Here is a 20,200-nt window from a genome sequence, read left to right on the forward strand (position 1 = left end):
CGCCGGGCCCTCATCCGCCCGGCTCCAGCGCGCACGGCAGGGCCGGCGTCAGCGCCACCACCGTGGTCCAGCTCCGCCGGCGGCCGCCCGCTTGCAACTCAAGCGCCAGTTCCACCCGCGACAGCCGCTTCCAATCCTCCGCGGCCAATTGCTCCGGCCCCTCCCTCCAGGCCAGCGCCAATGGTCGGCACCCGCTGCGAACGCCAAGGCGCTGCCTCAACGCCGCCACGCCCGTCGCCAGCAATTGCGGCGGCTCCGCCGCCCTGCCGGGCAGGCTTTCCTCCAACCACAGCGCGTCGCCATCGTCACCCTCGCGACGCAGAACGTAACGCTGCGAGGCGATGGCCAAGACCTCCAAGGAGGCGATGTCCACGCCGCTCAAGAGCCCGGCCCTCGCCGCCCCCGGCCAGGTCAGCACATGCGCGCCGGCCTCCCGTCGCCATTCCAGCCCCGGCTCGCCCCGCTTCAACAGCCTCAGGCTGGAACAACTGGCCAGCGCCGCCTCTTCCCAATCCGCCTCGCCTTGCCAACTCAGCGTGGTCCGCGTCGCGTCCTCCGCCAGCAAGGCCGCCGCCGCGCCAACCCCGTAGCGAAAGCGCATGCCTTCCGGCGCCTCGAACCCTCGCCCCGGCGACTCCATTGCCTTCGCGCAAGCGAAACGTCCATGCTTGCGCCAGCTTTCCGCCAATTGCGCCAGCGCGAACTGTCCATCCTGATGTTGACGCAAACCGTTCTCCAACACGCGCAAGCTGCCCTGCATCGTCAACGCCCCCTGCAAGGCCAGCGCCAACACCAGCAGCCCCATGCTCGTCGCCACCATCATTTCCACCAGGGAGAAGCCCTGGACGCGCGTGCGGGCCGCCACGGTCAAGGCTCGTCCAAGGCCAGCGCGTAACGGCGCTCAAAACGGCCGGAGCCATCTCCGGCCGACAAGCCGGTCCAAGTCAGCCTCACATAGGCAACGGCGCCCTGCTGTTCGCAAAGCGCCGTCATCGCGTCCAGCGCGCCGTGGCATGAGCTCGCCTCAATCGCCCCTTCCAAGCCTTCCAGCCGCTGCCGCAAACGCGCCCAATCCGCCAGAGCTTGCGCCGACGCTTGCTCCGCCGCCGTCTCCGGCCACAGCAGCGCCGCCTCCCCCAGTTCGAGCGCCGCCGCGATCGCCTCCGCCCGCAGCAAGGCGTCGCGGCCATGCAGCAGAGCGCGCAATTGCACCGAGGACAGCGCCAGCATCGACACCATGACCAAGAACAAGGCCAGCATGGTTTCCAGCAAGACGCCACCGCGCACGGCGGGCTCAGGCCGGGCAGTCATGATCCGCCCTGCCGACTTCCGCCCTGCCATGAGCGCTGACCGTCAGCGTCAAGCACACGCCGGCGCGCGGGCTTTCCAGCAACAGGCGCGCGCTCTGGCCGCGCGCCAGCCGCCCGTTCGGCATGAATTGCAGCTGATCCCGTTCCGCGCGCATCCTGACCTTGCCCACGGCGAACACCAGCAGATGCAAACGCTCCTGGCTGTCGTAGCCGGCCTGGGCGCCACCCCCTTTATCCGCATACACCAACGCGCCGCGGTCCCACACCTGCCGCTGCTTGGCGCAGCCTTGCAATTGCAGATTGCGCTTCAGATTGGCCGCGCACACGTATACCGGCCGCTTGCTCCTCAGCGCCTCGCTACGGGCAAAGTGCAATAGATTGGCCATTGCCTGGGCATGGCTGCGCAATTGCTGCGTCGACAATAAACGGCCCAGTCCCGGCGCGGCGATCGCCAGACAGAGCAGCATGATCGCCAGAACCGTCATGGCCTCAATCAGGGTGAAACCGGTCTGAGTTCGCATCGCAGGCTCCCCGTCTCATTGGGCACCTGGGTAATATATTAAGCAAAGCGAGGCGGACGGAACCGATCTTGTTCCCGCCGACGCCCGTCTGGCCAAGCATTTAGACCAGGACCAGGAAAACGACACAGGCATGAAAAAAGCCAGCCTGAGCGGCTGGCTTTCAGATGGCGACGCAAAGCTGGCTCAGTGCGCGCTTTCCCAGCTTTCCCCCGCGCCCACTTCCGCCAGCAAGGGCACCTTGAGCTTGGCCACGCCGGCCATAATCTCGGGCAAGCGGCGTTTGACCAACTCCAGCTCGGCGTCCGGCACTTCCAGCACCAGTTCGTCATGCACCTGCATGATCAGCTTGCTGCCCAGGCCCTCGCCCTGCAGCCAGTCCTGCGTCGCAATCATCGCCAGCTTGATCAGATCCGCCGCCGTGCCCTGCATCGGCGCGTTGATCGCCGCGCGCTCGGCGCCGGCGCGGCGCGCCGGATTGGACAGCTTGATTTCCGGCAGATACAGGCGACGGCCGAACACGGTTTCGACATAGCCTTGCTCGCGCGCGGTCTCACGCGTGGTCTGCATATACTCGGCCACGCCCGGGTAGCGCATGAAATAACGGTCGATGTATTGCTGGGCGGCGCTGCGCTCGATGTCCAGCTGCGCGGCCAGACCGAAGGCGCTCATGCCGTAGATCAGGCCGAAGTTGATCGCCTTGGCGGCGCGGCGCTGATCGGCGCTGACCTGGGACAGCTCGACGCCGAACACCTCGGCGGCGGTGGCGCGATGGATGTCCTCGCCGCTGGCGAAGGCCCGCAGCATGCCGGCGTCGTCGGACAGATGCGCCATGATGCGCAGCTCGATCTGCGAATAATCGGCGCTGACGATCACATGCCCAGGCGGCGCGATGAAGGCCTCGCGCACGCGACGCCCTTCCGAGGTGCGCACCGGAATGTTCTGCAGATTGGGATCCGAGCTGGCCAAGCGCCCGGTGATCGCCACCGCCTGCGCGTAATTGGTGTGCACGCGGCCGGTGGCCGCGTTGATCAGCTGCGGCAATTTGTCGGTGTAGGTGGACTTGAGCTTGGCCAGGCCGCGGTACGCCAGAATGCATTTGGGCAGCGGGTGCTCCAGCGCCAGCGTCTCCAGCACCGACTCATCGGTGGAGTAGCCGCCGGACGGGGTCTTCTTCACGCCCTTGGTGGGAATGCCCAGCTTGCCGAACAGGATTTCCTGCAACTGCTTGGGCGAATTCAGATTGAAAGGCTGGCGGGCCAGATCGTAGGCCTGGTTTTCCAGCTTCAGCATTTCGGTGCCCAACTGATGGCTCTGCGTCGCCAGACGTTCGCGGTCTATCAGCACCCCGTGGCGCTCCATCGCGAACAGCACCTCGGCCACCGGCAGCTCGATATCCCGGTAGACCTCGCGCAAGCGACCGTTCAGCAGGCCGGAGAAATATTGATTCAAGCGCAGCGTGATGTCGGCGTCCTCCGCCGCGTAATTGGCGGCGGTGTCGATGTCCACCTCGCCGAAGCCGATCTGCTTGGCGCCCTTGCCGCAGATCTCCTCGTAGCTGACCGTGGATTCGCCCAGATGGCGGCGCGCCAGATCGTCCATATTGTGGCGTTCATGGCTTTCCACCACATAGGACGCCAACAGCGAGTCATCGACCACGCCGGCCAAGCGGATGCCGTGGTTGGCGAACACATGGCGGTCGTACTTCAGGTTCTGGCCGCACTTTTTCTTGCCGGCGTCTTCCAGCCAAGGCTTGAGTTTGGCCAGGCTACGCTCCAGGTCCAACTGCTCGGGCGCGCCGGCGTAATGATGGCCCAACGGCAGATAGGCGGCTTCGCCGGAGCGCACCGAGAAGCTGACGCCGATGATGCGCGCCTGCATCTGGTCCAGGCTGGTGGTTTCCGTGTCCAGCGACACCACGTCCGCCGCGGCCAGCTTGGCCAGCCAGGCGTCCAGCTGCGCGGCCTCCAGAATGGTTTCATAGCGCCGCTCCGCCGCCGTTTCCGGCAAGGCCGGGCTGTCCTGCGCGGCCTCGATGGCGAACAGATCGTCGCCCTGGGCTCCGCCCGCGGTCTGCGCCACCGCCGGCATCTCCTCGCCCTCGGTCACCTCGCGGTAAAAGGTGCGGAAGCCCAAACCCTGATACAGCTCGGCCAGACGCGGCTTGTCCTTGAGGCCGTGCTGCAAACTGTCCAGGCCATAGGGCATGTCCGCGTTCAGATCCACGTCGCACTTGATGGTGATCAGCTCGCGGCCCTTGGGCAGCCAATCCAGCGCCGCGCGCAGGTTCTCGCCCACCTTGCCGCCCACTTCCGCCGCCTGGGCGATGACGGCGTCCAGGCTGCCGTACTGCTCCAGCCACTTGACCGCGGTCTTGGGCCCGCACTTGTCCACGCCCGGCACATTGTCCACCTTGTCGCCGATCAGGGTCAGATAGTCGACGATCAATTCCGGCGGCACGCCGAACTTGTCCTTGACCCCGTCGCGGTCGAAGGTTTCATTGGTCATGGTGTTGACGATGGACACCTGTCCGTCCACCAACTGCGCCATATCCTTGTCGCCGGTGGAGATGACCACCCGCATGCCGGCGGCCGCGCCGGCGCGCGCCAGCGTGCCGATCACATCGTCAGCCTCCACGCCCGGCACCACCAGCATCGGCCAGCCCGAGGCTTGCACCACCTCATGGACCGCCGTAATCTGGGAGGCGAGTTCCTCCGGCATCGACGGGCGATTGGCCTTGTACTCGGGGTAAAGGTCGTCGCGAAATGTCTTGCCTTTGGCGTCGAAAACGCAGGCGCTATAATCGAACTGCACTTCCTTCTCCAGCCGCCTGAGCATGTTCACCATGCCATAGACAGCCCCCACCGGGCGGCCATCCGGAGAACGCAAATCGGGCATCGCGTGAAAGGCGCGGTACAAATAAGAAGAGCCGTCGATCAATAACAGTGTTTTCATAAAAAGAGGCAGAATATGAGCTTGTCCGATAAATTACCGCAAACCAGCGATCGTCACGCGATGATGCAGCGTTTCCGTTCCCGCGAAGCCTGGCATGTGATGAAGATCATGTCGGAGTTTGTCGATTCGGCGGAAGCCTTGCAAGGCATCATGCCGGCGGTGAGCATCTTTGGCAGCGCGCGCACGCCGCGCGACCACAAGTATTACAAATTGACCGAAGAAGTCGCGCGTCTGCTGTCGGACTCCGGCTTCTCCGTTGTTTCCGGGGGCGGCCCCGGCATCATGGAGGCCGCCAATAAAGGGGCATTCTACGGCAGAAGCCCGTCGGTGGCGCTGAATATCGTGCTGCCGCACGAACAAAAACCCAATGAATACCAAGACCTGAGCATCAAGTTCAACCACTTCTTCAGCCGCAAGGTCATGTTCGTCAAGCACGCTATCGCCTACGTGGTGATGCCGGGCGGCTTCGGCACCCTGGACGAAATGTTCGAGGCCCTGACGCTGATACAGACCGGCAAGAGCCGCAAGATCCCCATCATCCTGTGCTGCCGCGAGTTCTGGGAGGGCCTGCTGGACTGGGTCAAGGACAGGCTGATCAGCGAAGGCATGATCAATCCCGAAGACATGAATCTGATCCAACTAATCGACGATCCGCGGCAAATCGTCGAAACTATCTTCAAACATTACGAAACCCGCGGTTTTGAAGCGCTGCCGGAAGAGCGCGAACAACTGCTGCACCTTTAAAACTGATGACAATCAAGGACCACGCCATGCGCCGCCTGCTCGCCGCCCTCGCCCTGCTGCCATTGACAGCCGCCTGGGCCGATACGCCCCCTCCCGCCAAGACCCCGGTGCCGCCGCCGCCGACGATCAGCGAACAAAACGCCGCCACCGCGGAACCGGAGGTGCGCATCATCCAGAAGGGCGAGGAGAAGATCGAAGAATACCGGCTCAACGGCCACCTCTATATGGTCAAGGTGACGCCGTCGCACGGCGTGCCCTATTACCTGATGGACGACAACGGCTCCGGCACCATGAAGCAGATCGACCCCGCCAACCGCATCATCATCCCGCGCTGGGTGCTGATCCGGTTCTGAGAGGGCCACTATGTCGGTTTACACCACGGTCAGCCATGACCAGATGCAGGAATGGCTCAAGCGCTACACCTTGGGCCAGTTGCTGGACTTGAAGGGCATTGCCTCCGGCATCACCAATACCAATTACTTCCTCACCACCACGCACGGCCGCTATGTGCTGACGCTGTTCGAAGCGCTGAAGCTGCAGGAACTGCCTTATTACCTGACGCTGATGAGCCACCTGGCGCGCCACGGCGTGGCCTGCCCGGCGCCGGTGGCCGACAACACCGACCAGTTCGCCTCGATGCTGGCCGGCAAGCCGGCCTGCCTGGTCAGTTGCCTGGACGGCGCCGACGTCGCGCAGCCCACCCCGGCGCAATGTCGCGCCGTAGGAGAAATGCTGGCGCAAATGCATATCGCCGGCGCCACCTTCCCCGGCAAAATGGCCAATCCGCGCGGTCCGCGCTGGTGGAGCGAAACCGCGCGCCAGGTCTACCCCCGCATGGACGAAGACGCCGCAGCCTTGCTGCGCGAAGAAGTGCAACTCCAGGACAGCCACCGCTTCGATCACCTGCCCTCCGGCGTGATCCATGCGGATCTATTCCGCGACAATGTGCTGCTGGACGGCGACCGCATCGCCGGCTTCATCGACTTTTACTACGCCTGCAACGACGTGCTGCTCTACGACCTGGCCATCGCCGTCAATGACTGGGCCCGCAAGGCGGACCACGGCATAGACGACGAGCGCGCCGCCGCGCTGCTCTCCGGTTATCAGTCGGAACGCGAACTCACCGCGGAAGAGAAAAAAGCCTGGCCGCTGATGCTACGCGCCGCAGCGCTGCGCTTCTGGGTGTCGCGGCTGCAGGATCTGCATTTCCCGACGGCGGGCGAGATGACCTATACCAAGGATCCTGGCGTTTTTCAAACCGTTCTCAGTGCCCATAGGACTCGCCTACACCTCTGGGTGTAAGTATGTTATTCAGTTCCTTCCGCTGCCACATGATATTCACTTTGCAAAGACCAAAGGCTGCCTTATGATATAGTGTGCTGGGCTTTGTCAGCATCCCCACATAATTTTTGCCTTTCAGTACATAAGGATTTGATCATGTTGAAAAAAGTCATGATTGTCGCTTTGGCATTCGCTTTTGCCACACCTGCATTCGCTGCGGAAGAAGCTGCGGCAACCTCTGCTGCCGGCTCCAGCGCTGCCGGCACCACCTCGGCAGCCGCTGCAGGCGCCGCTGGCACCACCGCGGGTATTGCCGGCTTGAGTGTTGGCACCATCGCCGCCATCGGAGCCGCTGTGGCAGCTGCGGTAGCCGTCTCGAGCAACAGCGATTCGTCGACCAGCCACTCGGCAACCACTCATCACTGACAGTCCATCCATTAAGCCTAGTTTCCCTAAGGGAAAATAGGCTTGGCGGCATCAATCAGGCAGTTTATCTTCGACAAACAAAGATAACTGCCTGATGTTTTATTCTCTCAAAATTTTGGGCTATGCGTCGCCCGTAAACAGCGCGCCCGTATAGCATCATAGAAAATTAAATAATTTAAAATATTGTGTCGATATCACTTTCTTTGCGCAGCGGGATAATCAAAGGGGTTTTAATCAGTGGCGCATATTACTATTGCACACCACTCGCTTTGGCTCAACCAAGCCTCAATGGCCAACTTGGCTATATCAATATGCCCTCTGCCGACGTTGGGCGCGATGGCTCCCTGAGATTTGGTTTCAGCACAGACAAACCATATGACACCCTATGGACTTCAGCGACCATTCTGCCATTTTTAGAAATTTCAGGCCGCTACATTTCCATAGCTGGCATTGCTGGATTTGATGACCAACAGTATGGTGGTGGTTATGGCAGTTATAAGGACAAAGCCATCGACACCAAGTGGAAAATATTCTCTGAATCCTCAATATGGCCCGCCATCTCCTATGGCCGTACAGATATATTCGGTACCGCCTTATGGAGTGGTGACTATATTGTCGCCAGCAAGCATTTCCTGCCTAACTTAGAGGCTTCGATCGGTCTGGCCTCCGGCCGCACCAAAGGTCCTTTTGGCGGAGCCCGGTGGAGCCCCCAAAGCTATCCGAATTGGTCACTGATAGCCGAGTACGATGCCAACAATTACCCAAAAGATTTTCGCTCGGTAGACACCTTCGCCAGTCAAAGAAAAAAGGGCCCAGCGGCGGGCATAGAATATCGTTGGGGCTGGTTAGGACTTCAACTTGCTAAACAAAATACCCATACCAGCCTAAACGCATCCATTGAGATTCCCCTCAATGAACGTGAGTTCGTACCCAAAATCTCCGAGCCCGCCTACTTTTCAGGCAGCCCGGAAGTGCCAATCCGTCCCACTATCAATCAATGGCAAAACGATTCTAGTTATGGACACCATTTAGTGTCGGCACTCAGCCGTCAGGATTTCAAGAATATACGCATCAGCACCCAAGGGGATGAACTGCTTCTGGAGCTCACCAATAGTCGTATTTCCAATGTAGGTCGCGCCGTTGGCCGCGCAGTACGTACAGCCCTTTATTTTGCTCCGATAGAAACACGCAACATCCGCGTCGTATACACCAAGCTGGAACAGCCTATCGTCACCTATAGTTTCTTTAATTTGACGGTGCTGAACAACTACTTGCTGGGCAAAGTCGACCGGCAAACTTTTCTGGACAGCGTCTCGGTCAAACCTGGCAGAGATACAGAACTGGCAGAGCGCTCGGCCGAGCAACTGGTCTCTACCATTCGAGATGGCATAAGTCTTGAAGTCATGGCAGGCAAGGATGGCGACCTTGTCCAGATCAATGCGGAAGATAACGAGGCCAATCGCTTCCGCCTTGTGCCCAAAACTGGCGTCTACTTCAATGATCCAAGTGGTGCCTTCCGTTACGAGATCGCCGCTGCGGCAACCTATACCAAAAGACTTGGCAGTGGCCTGTACCTGAATAGCGCCTTGAGCACCAATCTGTACAATACGGTTTCTGGCGTGAAACAGCCATCCAATAGCCTATTACCCCATGTCCGTTCCGATGTTGCTGATTACAAAAAAACCAATACCCCCAAGCTTGATCGCCTACTACTTAACCAATACCTGACACTTGGCCCTAATACCTATGCGCGAGCCTCCGCGGGCATTTACGAGGAAATGTTCCGCGGCGCAGGCGGCCAAGTCTTGTACTTCCCGGAAACGCGGCACTGGGCGGTAGACCTCACTGTCGATGCATTGCAGCAGCGCGATGTGAAAGGCTGGTTTGGCAAACGTGACTATCAAACCGTGACCGCTCTCGCCGCCCTGCACTACCAGTTACCAATGAATGTGACCGCTACAGTCCGCGCCGGGCGTTTCCTAGCCAAAGACATGGGAGCGCGTCTCGAGCTAAAGCGCCGCTTCCATTCAGGCATAGAAATTGGCGCTTGGTATACCAGCACCAATGGCAACGACATCACCTCCCCCGGCACTCCAAGCTCACCTTATAAAGACAAAGGCCTGTTCATATCCATTCCGCTGAACAGCATGCTGACTTTGGACACTCAGGCCGTTGGCAATTTTTCTATCTCGCCATGGACTCGGGATGTTGGCCAAATGGTCATGTCGCCTGGCGACCTTTACGATATTCTCAGTGACCCGCGTCGTGATGTGGAAATGTATGATGGACTAGGCAATTTTGCAGAGCGCGCCGATGAGCAGAACCTGCCGGCGGTCCATCCGCCATTGCCAACTTTCCAGCCCTGGCCTGCGATACGCCTACGTCTCGAGGATAGCGGCCGGCAATTTTCCCATCTCGACGATAAGACTAGCGCGCTGACAACCGCAGCCGGGCTAACCTTGGCTGCCATGGTGCTGGACAAGCCCATTTATAAGGCAATCAACAAACGACAAGACCACCACCTGCTACGTGGCTGGAAACACATCGGTGACGCTGCGCCTCTGGTAGCCATCGGCCTGGCTGGCAGCGCCTTCGCCTTTGGCGATGAGCGTTTGAGCAACACCAGCCTGATTTCCCTAGAGTCCGCCGCACTGGCGAGTGCCGGCAGCATCGCATTCAAAGGCCTGGTCAATCGGGCTCGGCCAGACAGCAGTGACAGCCCGTGGCGCAAACAAAGCGCCGACGCCGCCCGCTTTCAGAGCAGCTTCACGTCCAACCATGCGGCCGCTCTATTTGGAGCCGTCACCCCGTTCGCCAAAGAGTATGACCAGCCTTGGCTCTACGGTTTGGCCGCCATTGGTGCGCTGGGGAGGGTTGCCGGCAAAGAACATTGGCTATCGGACATCGCGGCTGGCAGTCTGCTCGGCTATGCCTCCGGTGCTTGGCTGTGGCAAGCCCAGCGAGATGAATCCCGATATCGCACCACAATGATGCTTGGACCCAATCAAGCCGGGATTCAAATTTCGAAATCATTAAACTGAATAACTATTGAATATGGCCTTATAAGCAATGACAAACTTCCTAAATGGTTCAAGCGGCATTTCCATCAGCCTTATCGCGGGCATCTTCGTTCTCAGCGCAGCATCTGCCCATTCAGCTCCAACTAGCAGGCCTGCTGCCGGCGGCTTCTCGGAAACAATGATGCAGGGCTATGATAATGACCCCTCATTCGGCATGCCCAATATTGCCAACCAGCAACCCTTTCCAAATCAAACCTCGCGGTTTGGGCAAGCAAACCCAATGCGCCCCGTCAAGGCTCACAAGCAAGATGAGCAGCAACTAAGCCCATTTGTTGAGTTTGTACGGGTAGCCACAAGTAAAACCTTACCCATTTTTGGCAGCGACCTATTCAACACCCCTCCATCGACCTTTGCGCCAACCGATTCGGCTCAGGTCAACCCTGATTACATCATTGGGGTGGGAGATCAAATTCAGGTCAAGGGCTGGGGGATGGTAGATATTGACCTGACCTTGACCGTAGAACGCAACGGCACAGTCTACCTGCCCCGTGTCGGTGCTGTAGCCATTGCCGGCATCAAATTCAAGGACCTGCAAGATACCCTCAAGAAAAGCGTTTCTCGCGTTTTCAATAACTTCGAACTCAGCGCCAGCCTGCTGCAAGCTCGCGCAGTGCAAGTCTATGTGGTCGGCAATGCCCAGGCCCCAGGCAGTTACACCCTAAGCGGGATGAGCACTCTGTTGAATGCTCTGTTCGCCTCCGGCGGCCCCAACGACAATGGCTCAATGCGTAACATCCAACTGATGCGCGATGGCAAGATGGTCGGTTCGCTCGATTTGTACAAGATTCTGGTTGATGGGGACAAATCTACCGACCTGACCTTGCGCGACGGAGATGTCGTTCACATTTCCCCGGCCGGTAAAAGAGTTGCCCTGCTAGGCGACGTCAAGCGCCCCGCCATTTATGAGTTCTCCTCCGGAGAAAGCGCCACGGACTTGTTGCGTTGGGCCGGTGGTCTGGAATCCACTGCAGAAAACAAGGCGTGGCGACTGGAGAAAAATACGGACAATCAATTCGAGTTGCAATGGCAGGCCCGCCCGGATACCAACATCATCAACACGCCATCTTTGAAGCAACTAAAACTGGCCGCAGGCGATATTTTCCGAGTGTTCTCACCTGGGGCCTTGCCGGTGGATATCCGCCAAGAAACCGAGTTCGTCCGGATCAGCGGTGAAGTTAAACAAACCGGCACCTTTCAACTGCAAAAAGGCGAAACGCTGCGCGAACTGGTCATGCGACTGGGCGGGGCAACCGAATATGGCTATATCTTTGCCACTGCCTTGCAGCGTGAAAGCATACGCAAGGAGCAACAACTTAAGCTGGATGAGGTTGCCTCTCGTTTCGAGAAAGAGTTGGAACAAACCGCGGCAGCCAGGCTCTCCAAGCAAACCGACAAAGACAATGTCACCGCAATCACGGCTGAAGTGGAGCGTCAGCGCAAGTTGGCCGAGAAAATGCGCTCGGTCAAAGCTGAAGGCAGAGTGGTGCTGGAACTCAGTGGAGCCAATGCCCAAGTCAAAGACCTGCCAGACCTGCCATTACAGAATGGCGACACCATCTCCATTCCCCGCCGACCTGGCACCGTCAATGTCTTAGGCGCGGTCTATCAAAGCAATGCCTTCATCTACCGTCCACAACGCGCGGTCAAAGACTACCTCGACCTTGCCGGCGGCATCACTCAAACCGGCGATAAGTCTGCCACCTATGTGCTGCGGGCGGATGGTACCGTAGCCAGCAACAATAATGCCGGCTGGTTCTCCAGCTTAGGCGGTAAGCGCATCAATCCAGGCGATACCATTGTCGTACCTGACGAAGTCGTCAGCAGCAGTTGGACTCAGTCGTTGAAAGAATGGACCTCGATTCTTTACCAGTTCGGCTTGGGTGCTGCCGGCCTTAAAGTCCTGAAATAAACGGGTCGCCACCTTAACATCCGGAATTGAAATATGTCCATGAATGAGAACACTGCACGATCAAGCGACGACTCCGAAGAAATCAGCCTTCTTGAAATCATTCGGGTATTGGTACAGCAAAAATACTGGATTATCAGCAGCACCGCCTGCCTGGGAGGAGGAGCGTTGCTATTGAGCCTATTGCTACCACCCTCGTTTACCTCGACCGCAAAAATCTTACCTCCGCAACAGCAAAGCGCCGGCATGAGCACCCTGCTGGGGCAGCTCGGTGGCTTGGCTGGTGTTGCCGGCGGCGTCTCTGGATTAAAAAACCCAAACGACCTTTATATCGGTATGCTGCAAAGCAGAACCATTGCTGATAGTTTAATTCAGCAATTCAAGCTAAAACAACGCTATCAGGCAGACTCTATGGATGCCACCCGTAAAGAGCTACAAAACGCCAGCACAATCAGTAGCGGCAAAGATGGCATAATCACCATCAGTGTGGATGACATCGAACCTCAGTTTGCAGCCAAACTAGTCAATGCCTATATCGAGCAGCTTATAAAGCTGAATCAAAACCTGGCCGTGACGGATGCGGCTAAGCGACGCTTATTCTTTGAAAACCAGCTAAAACAAACCAAAATGCAGCTTGCAGAGGCCGAAACATCTCTGCGCCGAACTCAGGAGCGCACCGGCATGATACAACCGGAAGGGCAGGTATCGGCAATCATGAATACGGTTACCCAGCTCAAAGCCAGTATCGCAGCTAAAGAAGTCCAGCTGGAAGCCATGCGCAGTTATGCAACCGAGCAGAACCCTTTGTACCAGCGTACAAGCCAAGAACTTGCCGGCTTAAAAACCCAGCTAGCCAAGCTGGAAACCGGCAAAGAGACCGCTGGTGACGTGATGGTGCCAACCGGCAAAATGCCTCAGTCCGGGCTTGAGTATCTGCGCCGGTTACGGGATGTCAAATATCAGGAAACCATCTTTGAACTGCTCTCCAAACAATACGAGTTGGCTCGTATCGAGGAGGCCAAGGACTCTTCTCAGATTCAGGTACTGGATAAGGCGGACATCCCTGAGCTGAGGAGCAAACCCAAGCGCGCACAGATCACCATGCTGGGTATTTTGGGGGGGCTGGCGATAGGCATTCTGCTGGCCTTCCTGCGTGACCGCATGATCGTCGCCAAGCAATCCGGGCGCTTGCGCGAGTTTGCCTTAGCCCTCAAAGAAAGTTAAGTGCTCAAAAAACACCACAGCAGAGTTGTGGTGTTTTTATTTAAATGAAATTATTGTGACCCTCGGCCATTACTGAGATGCCATTGTCACCCGCCGCCTATACCCCATCCGGAACACGAAGCCCAAGACCAGCATCACCATCATGCTGGCCGCCAGGCTCAGCGGGCTGGACCAGACCAGCGGCGCGATCAGGCCGGCCACCACGCTGGACATCATGGTCTGGAAGAAGCCCTGCAGCGAGGAAGCGGTGCCACGCAGCGATGGGAACTGGTCCATCAGGTTTAGGGTGATGGACGGCGCGGCGATCGACATGCCGGTGGTGTACAGCGCCAACGGCAATACCGCCCACGGCATCGCGGCCTCCGGCGCCAGCAGGTTGTACAGCAGATTCCAGCCTGCGGCGACGAACATCACCACATAGCCCCGCGACACGATGTCCTTCTGCGCCACCCGTCCGGCCATCTTGCCGGACAGATAGGCGCCCAACATGATGCCGGACACGGCCGGGCCGAACATCCATAGAAACTGTTCCGGCCCCAGGTGCAGATGCTGCATCAGGAAGACCGGCGCCGACGGTATGTAAAGGAAGAAGCCGGCGAAATTAAAGGACACCGCCGCGGTCAGCAACTGGAACTCGCGCTTGCGTCCCACCTGCCAGTAATTGGCCAACAAGTATTTAACCTTCAAGGGCTGGCGCGCGGACTCATGATGGGTTTCCGGCAAGGCGAACCAGCTCATCAGGAACAGCGCCAGACCGATCAGCGCCATGAAAACGAAGATGGAATGCCAGCCGAAGGCGCCGAACAGCCAGCCGCCCACCACCGGCGCAATCGCCGGCGACAGCGAGAACAGCATGGTCACCTGCGACATCAGCCGCTGAGCGTCGGCGCCGTCCAGCTTGTCGCGGATGATGGCCCGCCCCACCACCAGGCCGGCGCCGCCGCAAAAGCCTTGCAGCGCGCGGAACAACAGCAATTGCCCCAGGCTGTCCGACAGCGCGCAGCCTATCGACGCCAGGCTGAACAGCAAGGTGGTGACCAGCACCACCGGACGGCGGCCCACCGCATCCGAGATGGAACCGTGCCACAACATCATCACCGCGTAAGACAATAGATATACCGTCAACGCCTGCTGCATCTGCAAGGGCGAGACCGCCAGGCTTTGCCCGATCGCGCTCATCGCCGGCAAGAAGGTGTCGATCGAAAACGGCCCCAGCGTGGACAGGGCCGCCAACAGGATTGCCAGCCCGAAGTGGCTGCGTGTGGTGGGATGCATGGCGGATAAATAACAATGAGAGTCAATGCATGGTAACGGTTGGGCCGGAACTTGCCAAACCGGACTGATGTAAATAAAACGTCATAGCCTGATATCGCTACGCTCAGGCGCGCGCCGCTGGCGCCGGCTTCGATTTCGTGCCACGATCAATCCACTCCACGCCGGCCATAACAAGGAGAGACCAGCATGATTCGCCTGTACCACAACCCGCGCTGTTCCAAATCCAGGGAGGCGCTGAGCCTGCTGGAGAACGCCGGCGCGGAAATCGAAATCGTCGAGTATTTGAAGCACCCGCCCAGCTATGAAGAGCTGGAGCGCCTGTTGACGCTGCTGAATATGGAGCCGCGCGATCTGATCCGCCAGAAAGAGGAGGAGTACGCCGAACTCTATCTGGACGACATCACGCTGGAACCCAAGCACCTGATTACCGCCATGATAGACAATCCCAAGCTGATTGAACGCCCTATCGCCGTTTGCGGCGATCGCGCCGTGGTGGGACGTCCGCCGGAGCGGGTGCTGCAGCTGCTGGGCTAGCCTTAGCCGGCATCGCCCATCAGCGCCCAGGGCTTTGGCCTTGGGCGTTTTTGCATGCGGCCGCCCCTGCCCAGCCCATTGCCTTCAAAATTATCACTTGCGGAATAGTAACTTCCGTTACTAAAATAACGGCTATGAATCCAACCAAGTCATTTCAAACGCTTGAGCAGGCCGTCAACCGGATCGAAGCGCGTTTTCCCGGCGTGCCGCGCCAGGAAGTCATTCTGGCGCGCTTGCTGTACCACATCCTGCCGCGGCTGTCCGCCCACCTGTGCGACAAGCTGAAGCATCACGGTCTCAACGAGACGGTGTGGATGGCCTTGCTGGCGCTGTACGCCTGTCCGCAACAGGCGCTCTACCCGTCTGAAATCAGCGACACGCTGGATTCATCGCGCACCAACGCCACGCGCATCGCCGACGAACTGGTCAAAAACGGCTGGGCGGCCCGCTCGCCCAGCGCGGAAGACCGACGCAAGATCCTGCTGGAGTTGACGCCGGGGGGCGTGCAACTCGTCGAATCGCTGCTGCCCGTCTCCCGCGAATGTCACCGGGAGCTGTGGTCGGATTTCGACGCTGCGGAAAAGCAGGAGTTCGAACGCTTATTGCGCAAACTGCTCTGCAGCCTGGGCGGTTGAAGCTGGGGAACCGGCTTTTTTTCGTCCTTATAATAACTTGCGTGACTATCACATCATCAATCACTTCATCAATTGCTAATACAGCAAGTGAACACGGGGAGTCCCACAAGGTGAAAAAGACTCAATGGCAGCACGGCGTCAGCGCCCTGCTGCTCAGCGCCCTGTTGGGCGGCTGCGCGAGCTTCGGCCCGGACAGCGCGCCGGCCACGCAGCTCGATGCCGGGCAATTGCGGCTGAGCGACGGCCAGGACGGGCAGATCGCCAGCGACTGGTGGACCCAGCTGAACGACGCGACGCTGAACCAGTTGGTGGCGCGCGCCCTGCAAGAAGCGCCGTCCTTGAAGCTGGCTGAAGCCCGGCTGCGCCAGGCGCGCGCCGCCGTCGGCATCGTCGAAGGCAATAGCGGGCCCAAACTCGATTTCAGCGCCAATATGACCCAGCTGAACTACGAGTTTCCGGCGCCGATCTCGCGCGACTACGTCAACGCCTACACCGCCATGCTGATGGGCAGCTGGGAGTTCGACTTCTGGGGCAAGCACCGCGGCCAAATCGACGAAGCCGTCGGCCAACAGCAAGCCATCGCCTTCGAAGGCGCTCAGACCCGGCTGACGCTGACTCAGGCCGTCATCGCCCAATACACCCAGTTGCAGCGGCTGCAGGCGCAAAGCGCGGTGCTGGCCAAGCGCATCCAGCTGGCGGAAAGCCGTCAAACGCTGACTCAGGCCCGCATCAACGCCGGCCTGCTGCCGGGCGACAACCAGCGCGGCAACGAAGTCTCGCTGCACCGTCTGCGCCAACAACAAAGCGCCTTGACCCAGGACAGCGACCGCGCCCGCCACGCGCTGGCGGCGCTGACCGGCCAGGGACCGGACGCCTTGAACGCGCTGCAAGCCGCCAAGAGCGCGGCGCTGCCGCCGCTGGACGCGGACAGCCTGCACGCGGAACTGCTGGGCAAACGCCCTGACATCGCCGCCCAACGCGCGCGGGTGGAAGCCATGGCCGGCGCGGTCAAAGCCGCGCGCGCCGAGTTCTACCCCAATATCAAGCTGACCGCCTTCGCCGGCCAAACCTCGCTGGAACTGAACAAGCTGATGAACGGCGACTCCACCTTCTGGGGCTTCATGCCGGCGATCAGCCTGCCCATTTTCCACTCCGGCGCGATCCAGGCCAATCTGGGCAAGCAAAAGGCCGGCTACGACCTGGCCGTGCACAGCTACAACCAGACCGTGTTGGACGCGATGCGCGACGCCGCCGACGCCGTCAGCGGCTGGCAGCAAAGCGGCAAGCAACTGGAACAGGCGCGCCAGGCGCAGGACAGCAGCGGCCGCGCCGCCGACTCCGCCGCCGCCCGCTTCAAGGCCGGCATCATCAACAAGCTGAACCTGCTGGACGCCCAGGACAGCGCGCTGGCGCAACAGTCGGCGCGCATCGACGCCGAAGCCGGCCGCAAACTGGCTTGGGTCTCCCTGAACACCGCATTGGGCGGCGGCTTCAACGCTGCGCCCGCCACCCACTGAGAACGCATCCATGGACAAGAAAACCAAAACCGCGCAAGGGCGCAAACGCAATCTGATCGTCGCCACCACCCTGTTCGCCGCCATCGCCATCGGCTACGGCGCCTACTGGGCGCTGGTGCTCAGTCATCAGGAAAGCACCGACGACGCCTATGTCAGCGGCCACCTGGTGCAAGTCACCCCGGAAGTGGGCGGCACCGTCGCCAAGGTGCTGGTGGACGACACCCAGCACGTCAAGGCCGGTCAATTGCTGGTCAGCCTGGACAAGAACGACGCGCAGCTGAACTTCGACCGCTCCCGCAATGAATTCGCCCAAGCCGTGCGTCAGACCCGCCAATTGATGAGCAACACCCAGCAGCTGGCGGCCCAGGTCACCCTGCGCGAAACCGAGCTGGCCCGCGCCGACGCCGACCTGAAACGCCGCAAACAGTTGGCCGGCACCGACGCGCTGTCGGCGGAAGAACTGGGCCACGCCAACGACGCCGTCGCCGCCGCCAAGGCCGCGCTGGACGCCGCGCGCGAACAGCAAAAAGCCAGCGCCGCGCTGCTGGGCAAGGACGCGCTGGCGCAGCAGCCTGCGGTCAAGGCCGCAGCCAGCCGGCTGAAGGAAGCCTGGCTCGCGCTGCAGCGCACCGAGATCAAGGCCCCGCTGGACGGCGCCGTCGCCCGCCGCAATGTGCAGGTTGGCCAGCGCCTGGCCGCCGGCACCCCGCTGATGTCGGTGATCCCGCTGCAAAACCTGTGGGTGGACGCCAACTTCAAGGAAGGCCAGCTGGCCAAGATCCGCATCGGCCAGCCGGTGGAACTGAAGTCCGATCTCTACGGCGGCAAGATCGTCTACCACGGCAAAGTGGTGGGGCTGTCCGCCGGCACCGGCAGCGCCTTCTCGCTGCTCCCGGCGCAGAACGCCACCGGCAACTGGATCAAGGTGGTTCAACGCGTGCCGGTGCGCATCCAGCTGGACCCGAAAGACCTGCAATCGCACCCGCTGCGCGTCGGCCTGTCCATGGACGCCGTGGTGGACACCTCCAGCACGGACGGCAAGGCCGTGGCCGAAGCCCAGCCCTTCGTCGCCCACCAGGACGTCTCCGGCCAGCTGCCGGACCTGAAACAGGCCGACGAACTGGTGCGGACGCTGCTGGCGGCCAACGCAGGTGAAGGCAAGGCCGAATAAGGGGTCCGGACCATGAATCATCCACCACTGACCGGCTCCAAGCTGGTCTGGATCACGCTGGCGCTGTCGATGTCGGTGTTCATGCAAGTACTGGACACCACCATCGCCAACGTGGCCTTGCCCACCATCTCGGGCAACCTCGGCGCGGCCACCAGCCAGGGCACCTGGGTGATCACCTCCTTCGGGGTGGCCAACGCCATCGCGGTGCCGCTGACCGGCTGGCTGGCCAAGCGCTTGGGCGAGGTGAAGCTGTTCACCGCCTCCACCCTGCTCTTCGTGCTCACCTCCTGGCTGTGCGGCATGTCCAGCAGCCTGGAAATGCTGATTTTCTTCCGCGTGCTGCAAGGCGCGGTGGCTGGCCCGATGATTCCGCTGTCGCAGAGCCTGCTCTTGTCCTGCTACCCGCCGGAGAAGAAAGGCATGGCGCTGGCGCTATGGGCGATGACGGTGATCGTCGCGCCGGTGTTCGGCCCGATTCTGGGCGGCGTGATCAGCGACAACTGGCACTGGGGCTGGATCTTCTTCATCAACGTGCCGGTGGGACTGGCGGCGGCCTTCATTTCCTGGCGCATCCTCAAGCCGCGCGAAACCGAAACCGTCGATCTGCCCATCGACCGCATCGGCCTCGCCTTGCTGGTGGTCGGCGTCGGCGCGCTGCAAATGGTGCTGGACCGCGGCAAGGAGCTGGACTGGTTCAACTCCACCGAGGTGGTCACCCTGGCGGTGATCGCGGTGCTGGCGCTGGTCTATCTGGTGATCTGGGAGCTGGGCGAGAAACATCCCATCGTCGACCTGAGCCTGTTCAAGCAGCGCAACTTCACCGTCGGCACCGTCGCCATCAGCCTGGGCTTCATGCTCTACTTCGGCACCGTGGTGCTGCTGCCCCTGATGCTGCAGACCCAGATGGGCTACACCGCCACCTGGGCCGGCCTGGCCGCGGCCCCCATCGGGCTGATCCCGGTGGTGCTGTCGCCCATCATCGGCAAGTACGCGCAGCGGCTGGACATGCGCTGGGTGGTGACGGTGAGCTTCAGCGTGTACGCGATCTGCTTCTTCTGGCGCAGCACCTTCAACCCGCAGATGGACTTCGCCTACGTGGTGTGGCCGCAGGTGGTGCAGGGCATAGGCGTGGCCTGCTTCTTCATGCCGCTGACCACGATCACCCTGTCCGGCCTGCATCCCAGCCAGATCGCCAGCGCGTCCAGCCTGTCCAACTTCCTGCGGATTCTGGCCGGCAGCATCGGCACCTCGATCACCACCACGATGTGGGACCGTCGCGAGGCGATGCACCACGCGCGCCTGACCGAGCATGTCAGCCTCTACGATCAGGCGTCCAACGCCTGGTTCCGGCTGCTGGACATGGCCGGCCTGTCCTCCGGACAGCAGGCGGCGCTGACCTCGCTGCAAATCACCAAGCAGGGCTACATCATGGCGGCCAATGAGATTTTCTGGCTGTCCGGCGTGCTGTTCGTGCTGTTGATCGGCCTGGTGTGGTTCGCCAAGCCGCCGTTCACCGCTGCTGGCGGCGACAGCGGCGCGCATTGAGAACCTGTTTACGATCCGCATCGTAAATAGATTCTAAGCAAGTAAAGCGGACCGGGCGGCAAGATCATTGCCGCCCGGT

At 60.4% G+C, this 20,200-nt stretch carries 17 protein-coding genes; 12 read left to right on the top strand and 5 right to left on the bottom strand.

The window, feature by feature from the left end; all coding sequences use genetic code 11:
* Positions 1-10 precede the first annotated feature (10 nt).
* The 4 genes from AB1Z25_RS19595 to polA form a co-directional block, all read right to left on the bottom strand.
* Positions 11-865, bottom strand: a complete 855-nt coding sequence (locus tag AB1Z25_RS19595) for a PilW family protein (RefSeq protein WP_486635975.1) — start codon at positions 863-865, stop codon at positions 11-13.
* A 2-nt stretch (positions 866-867) separates the two neighbouring features.
* Complete coding sequence (locus AB1Z25_RS19600; RefSeq protein ID WP_486635976.1) at positions 868-1,311, bottom strand: hypothetical protein; 444 nt, start codon at positions 1,309-1,311, stop codon at positions 868-870.
* Positions 1,295-1,831: a GspH/FimT family pseudopilin gene (locus AB1Z25_RS19605; RefSeq protein WP_253314190.1), complete on the bottom strand. Its 537-nt coding sequence runs from the start codon at positions 1,829-1,831 to the stop codon at positions 1,295-1,297. The genes AB1Z25_RS19600 and AB1Z25_RS19605 overlap by 17 nt, the downstream gene beginning before the upstream one ends.
* Before the next feature lie 183 nt (positions 1,832-2,014).
* Positions 2,015-4,783 (bottom strand): DNA polymerase I, encoded by a 2,769-nt coding sequence (gene polA, locus AB1Z25_RS19610; protein WP_474454733.1) that lies wholly within the window; start codon positions 4,781-4,783, stop codon positions 2,015-2,017.
* A gap of 15 nt (positions 4,784-4,798) precedes the next feature.
* Between polA and AB1Z25_RS19615 the strand changes: the two genes are divergently transcribed.
* The 7 genes from AB1Z25_RS19615 (at position 4,799) to AB1Z25_RS19645 (ending at position 13,444) form a co-directional block, all read left to right on the top strand.
* Positions 4,799-5,527, top strand: a complete 729-nt coding sequence (locus AB1Z25_RS19615) for an LOG family protein (protein ID WP_048413174.1) — start codon at positions 4,799-4,801, stop codon at positions 5,525-5,527.
* 5 nt (positions 5,528-5,532) lie between these two features.
* A complete protein-coding gene (locus AB1Z25_RS19620; protein ID WP_253314188.1) occupies positions 5,533-5,880 on the top strand; it encodes a DUF2782 domain-containing protein in 348 nt (115 codons plus the stop codon).
* 10 nt (positions 5,881-5,890) lie between these two features.
* Entirely contained in the window at positions 5,891-6,829 is a 939-nt protein-coding gene (gene thrB, locus AB1Z25_RS19625; RefSeq protein ID WP_486635977.1) for a homoserine kinase, read from the top strand.
* Positions 6,830-6,964: 135 nt separating this feature from the next.
* Positions 6,965-7,234 (top strand): hypothetical protein, encoded by a 270-nt coding sequence (locus tag AB1Z25_RS19630; protein ID WP_474454735.1) that lies wholly within the window; start codon positions 6,965-6,967, stop codon positions 7,232-7,234.
* Positions 7,235-7,419: 185 nt separating this feature from the next.
* A complete protein-coding gene (locus tag AB1Z25_RS19635) occupies positions 7,420-10,275 on the top strand; it encodes a YjbH domain-containing protein (RefSeq protein ID WP_486635978.1) in 2,856 nt (951 codons plus the stop codon).
* A gap of 28 nt (positions 10,276-10,303) precedes the next feature.
* Entirely contained in the window at positions 10,304-12,223 is a 1,920-nt protein-coding gene (locus tag AB1Z25_RS19640; RefSeq protein ID WP_486635979.1) for an SLBB domain-containing protein, read from the top strand.
* A 39-nt stretch (positions 12,224-12,262) separates the two neighbouring features.
* Positions 12,263-13,444, top strand: coding sequence for a GumC family protein (locus AB1Z25_RS19645; protein WP_486635980.1), 1,182 nt, complete (start codon positions 12,263-12,265; stop codon positions 13,442-13,444).
* A 69-nt stretch (positions 13,445-13,513) separates the two neighbouring features.
* Here AB1Z25_RS19645 and AB1Z25_RS19650 read toward each other — a convergent pair whose 3' ends face one another.
* Complete coding sequence (locus AB1Z25_RS19650) at positions 13,514-14,719, bottom strand: multidrug effflux MFS transporter (RefSeq protein ID WP_486635981.1); 1,206 nt, start codon at positions 14,717-14,719, stop codon at positions 13,514-13,516.
* Positions 14,720-14,905: 186 nt separating this feature from the next.
* On the opposite strand from AB1Z25_RS19650, the gene arsC reads away from it, so the two are divergent.
* The 5 genes from arsC (at position 14,906) to AB1Z25_RS19675 (ending at position 20,121) form a co-directional block, all read left to right on the top strand.
* Positions 14,906-15,253: an arsenate reductase (glutaredoxin) gene (gene arsC, locus AB1Z25_RS19655; RefSeq protein ID WP_235086136.1), complete on the top strand. Its 348-nt coding sequence runs from the start codon at positions 14,906-14,908 to the stop codon at positions 15,251-15,253.
* A gap of 134 nt (positions 15,254-15,387) precedes the next feature.
* A complete protein-coding gene (locus AB1Z25_RS19660; protein ID WP_043635397.1) occupies positions 15,388-15,888 on the top strand; it encodes a MarR family transcriptional regulator in 501 nt (166 codons plus the stop codon).
* A 110-nt stretch (positions 15,889-15,998) separates the two neighbouring features.
* A complete protein-coding gene (locus tag AB1Z25_RS19665; protein WP_486635982.1) occupies positions 15,999-17,405 on the top strand; it encodes an efflux transporter outer membrane subunit in 1,407 nt (468 codons plus the stop codon).
* Positions 17,406-17,415: 10 nt separating this feature from the next.
* Positions 17,416-18,576 carry an EmrA/EmrK family multidrug efflux transporter periplasmic adaptor subunit gene (locus tag AB1Z25_RS19670; protein WP_486635983.1) on the top strand — a complete coding sequence of 387 codons (1,161 nt, stop codon included), beginning with the start codon at positions 17,416-17,418 and terminating at the stop codon, positions 18,574-18,576.
* Positions 18,577-18,588: 12 nt separating this feature from the next.
* Entirely contained in the window at positions 18,589-20,121 is a 1,533-nt protein-coding gene (locus tag AB1Z25_RS19675; RefSeq protein WP_486635984.1) for a DHA2 family efflux MFS transporter permease subunit, read from the top strand.
* Positions 20,122-20,200: the final 79 nt, after the last annotated feature.

It is taken from the genome of Chromobacterium sp. HL1 (assembly GCF_057418835.1).